Annotated in this window: 5 protein-coding genes; all 5 read right to left on the reverse strand. The window is 62.9% G+C overall.

All coding sequences use genetic code 11. The features are described from left to right. Positions 1 to 196 precede the first annotated feature (196 nt). Positions 197 to 607 (reverse strand): hypothetical protein, encoded by a 411-nt coding sequence (locus K8I61_03055; protein MBZ0270987.1) that lies wholly within the window; start codon positions 605 to 607, stop codon positions 197 to 199. 117 nt (positions 608 to 724) lie between these two features. Next, positions 725 to 1,114 carry a hypothetical protein gene (locus K8I61_03060; GenBank protein MBZ0270988.1) on the reverse strand — a complete coding sequence of 130 codons (390 nt, stop codon included), beginning with the start codon at positions 1,112 to 1,114 and terminating at the stop codon, positions 725 to 727. 153 nt (positions 1,115 to 1,267) lie between these two features. Then, positions 1,268 to 1,990 carry a DUF3108 domain-containing protein gene (locus tag K8I61_03065; protein MBZ0270989.1) on the reverse strand — a complete coding sequence of 241 codons (723 nt, stop codon included), beginning with the start codon at positions 1,988 to 1,990 and terminating at the stop codon, positions 1,268 to 1,270. Positions 1,991 to 2,061: 71 nt separating this feature from the next. Continuing rightward, a complete protein-coding gene (locus tag K8I61_03070) occupies positions 2,062 to 3,144 on the reverse strand; it encodes a tetratricopeptide repeat protein (GenBank protein ID MBZ0270990.1) in 1,083 nt (360 codons plus the stop codon). After that, positions 3,141 to 3,430: AgmX/PglI C-terminal domain-containing protein (locus tag K8I61_03075; GenBank protein MBZ0270991.1), on the reverse strand; the 290-nt coding region annotated here is incomplete at its 5' end. The genes K8I61_03070 and K8I61_03075, both read right to left, overlap by 4 nt.

Raw genomic sequence — 3,430 nt, forward strand, 5'->3', positions numbered from 1 at the left:
CTGTACGTCGGCCCGCGGGTTCGCTCCACGCTTCCTCCCCACGGTCGGTCGCCCTTCCGCAGTTGCGCTTCGCTTCGATCGGGATGGCCTCCTCTCGGTCGGACTTACACCTACAAGACAGCGCCCATGCTGGACGCACAATAGAAATCGCGCGGAGCAAGGCGCTCCGCGCGACGGTCGTCAATCCTGGAGGGGCCTAGAAACCTTCGATGCAGTACTGCTGGACGCACTGTCCGTAGCACACCTCGAAGTTCGCGGGATCTTCTTCCGCGGCGCAGTCGCAGCCGCACGTCTCAAAATTCGGCCAGTCGCCGCATGTCTCCGGCGCGCCATCGTAGAAATCCTCGCAATCCGACATTTCGACGAAAAAAGCTGTTTCCACGGCCTTTTCGCAGACATCCTCCGTCTCGCACGAAGCGGTGTCGTCGTCGCCCGCATCGTCGTCGTCCGCATCGTCATCATCGGCATCGTCGTCGTCGTCCGCGTCGTCGTCGTCCATGTCGTCGTCATCGTCGTCATCGTCATCATCGCCGCACGAGCAGCCGGCGAAGGCGGCGCCGAATGCGAATAGCGCCGCCAAGACAAACACCAAGAGTTCCCAACGCATCGTCATGACCTCCCTGGCGCCGAGCCGCGAAAACCGCTTTCAAGCTCGCGCCGTCAGAAGTGCAACGCCCCCGGCGGAATGGCCGGGGGCGTCGTTCAGGTCAGGATCGTCGATTTTCTAGCATAGGGAGTCGAAGCACACCGTGCCGCACGCGAAGTAATCGTCGCACGTCGGTTCCGCGAGGCAATCGCAGTTGCACGCGACATAGCCGTCCATGTCGGCGCAGTTGGCCGGATTGTCGTAGAACACCATGCACTCTTCCATGGTGACGTCGGCACAACCGTCGTCCACGGTGCGGGCGCACAGATCTTCGCCGGTGCACGCGTCGTCGTCGTCGTCCGCGTCGTCGTCGTCGGCATCGTCATCGTCGGCGTCGTCGTCGTCCATGTCGTCGTCATCGTCATCATCGTCGTCGTCGTCATCGTCACCGCAACCGACGGCGGTGATGGCGCTCATCGCCATGAAAACCGCGATCAATGTCCACAGAAATGCAAGGTTCTTGCTCATTACTTGGGCCCTCCGAGCCACGGGTTGTGGTGAATTACCAGCGGTCGTATAGCACGGACCGCGAGCGGATGTCGATAAAAAACTGACGCGGCAGGTCCGCGAATCGTGGATTGCGCAACACTATCAACGGGTTAGCGCGTCGAACGGGGTGTTTTATCGCCCCGCCAGCTCGGCGTAGATGTGGCCGACAAACGCCTCGGATTCGATCTTGAGCACCGTGTGGGCGGGCTTGTCCTCCACCCAGATGGTCACTTTCTTGACCTTCTCGACCTTGCTTTCGTCGTCCCTGGTGCTCGACTTGATGATGCGCGGGAAGATCTTGATGGCGTCAAACACGCCGAGTTTGATGGAAACGCGCTCTTTGCCGAGGACGGTCCACTCCAGGACGTGCCGGCGCTTGCCGTCAAAGACGTTGACGGTTTCCTTGTCGCCGACATTCAAGGGGCGCGAACGCATGTAGAGGATCGCGCCCAGCGGGTCGTACATCCCTTCCGCGGGCGCCTGCTTGTCGGTGTAGTCCTTGTTCTTGTCGACGCGGTAGCGCCTGGATTTCAGCAGGTTCGCGGATTTGTCGAGCCAGATGCGCGTATCGAGCTTGAATCCGCCCTCGCGCTGGAGGAACGCGTATTGGCGCGGGCTGTAGTCCTTGCTCGAGACGGTGAATTCGAAGCGGTCGCGCACGCGCCAGAACATGTCGAGGTATTTGCGCCCGTTGCCCTCGATATAACCGGCCAGGCACGGCTCGTCGCAGTTGCCCGGGCGAATCTTGACGAGCACGTCGGCGGCGGCGATGCCGTTCCAGCCGAATTCGTATTTTAACGTCTCGCCGGCGAAAAGCTGCGCCGCCGCGGGGACGGACGCAAGGACCAACGCCACAACAAAAAGCGCCCCGCCCGCGAGCCTTGCGCGGGCCTTTGCCGCATGTATCGACGGGCGCTTGCGCACGGTCACTCCGATTCCGGTTTCAGATAGCGCCGCGCGACCGCGAGCCGCTTTTCGGACTTCCTGGCCCACGGCGATTTCAGGCCGAGCTCGCGATCCAGCTTAATGTTCCGCTCATAAGCGTCAATCGCCTTGAGCAAGACGTTGCGGATCTTGTCGTCCAGCCGACGCCGGTACGCGATCGCCTCCTCCTCGTCGAGGTCCGCGGGCACCGGGTATTCGAGCATGGCGAAGTAGAATTTCTCGAACGCGTGCGCCAGGCGATGCAGGCTCGCCGGCATCCAGTCGGCCTGGTAGGTCCGCAGGCAATGCAGGTAATTCTCGCGGGCTAAAAGCAACAGGCGCGCCTTGGTCTCCAGGCGCTCGGCCAGATCGCGCCCTTCCCCCTCGAGCTTCGCCCGGTCGAAGAAATCGAAATAGATCTCGCCGAGCGTGAAATAACCGCGTGCCACGTGATAGGTGCCGACCGGCAACTGTTTTTTTGTCATATCCTCGTACGCGGCGAGGCCCGTCTTCAGGCGATCGCGCGCACGCAGCGCGTCGTCGGCGCGAAAGAGCGCGACGCCGTGGCGGATCGTCGCGTTGATGCGCTCGATCTGCGTGAGGCTGAACATGCCCGACAGACGCTCGAGGATCGCCACCGCCTCGGACCAGAGTTCGGCCCTTTCGGCGCATTCGGCCTGGCGAAGGCGCAACTCCTTCAGTTCGATCGTCGCCCCGCGCTTTTTTTCGAGCGCAACGTAGATCGCAAGCGCCTCGTCCCACTCGCCGAGCGCCTCATGGCACAGGGCCACGTTGAAAAGCGCGTGCGGCACGACCTCGGATTCGGGATATTCGGCCACCACGCGCGCGAAGGCCTTGCGCGCCTCGTCGTAACGCTTTTTTTCGAACAGGGCCTTGCCCTGCTGCATCAGCGTCCAGGAATCCCAGAACCGGGGCGGCAATTCGCCCGTGGGATCGACCTCGAGATGCAGCGCGTCGAGCGTGATCTCGGCGGTGGACTTGGGCATCGGGCGCGTCGCGCAGCCGGCCGCAAGGATCGCCGCAAACGCGACAAGCCCCGCGATCGCCGCGCGGCGCCGGATCATCGCGAATACTTGAAGGGGAAGCGGACCGTCTTCGGCGCGCCGGCGTAGGCCGGGAAGTGCAGGCGCATCACCCGGCGGCGCAGGCACTCCTCGGCGACGGGACTTCCGAGCGTCGAGGCGGAGACCACCGCGTTCGACACGCGGCCGGTCGGCTCGATGGTGAACTGGATGGTCGCCACGCCGGACATTTCGGGGTTTTCCTCGATGCCGCGCGAGAAGCAATAAGTGATGCGGCCGACGGCCGCGTTGATGACGGCGTTGATATCCGTGCTCGACAGATCGGACT

This window comes from bacterium, from assembly GCA_019912885.1.
In the GTDB taxonomy this organism is placed as follows: Bacteria; Lernaellota; Lernaellaia; order JACKCT01; family JACKCT01; genus JAIOHV01.

What these genes read in the sequence shown, in the direction of transcription:
- K8I61_03055 (MBZ0270987.1), bottom strand. Translation starts at nt 607, where the DNA reads ATGCGTTGGGAACTCTTGGTGTTTGTCTTGGCGGCGCTATTCGCATTC.
- K8I61_03060 (MBZ0270988.1), bottom strand. Translation starts at nt 1,114, where the DNA reads ATGAGCAAGAACCTTGCATTTCTGTGGACATTGATCGCGGTTTTCATG.
- K8I61_03070 (MBZ0270990.1), bottom strand. Translation starts at nt 3,144, where the DNA reads ATGATCCGGCGCCGCGCGGCGATCGCGGGGCTTGTCGCGTTTGCGGCG.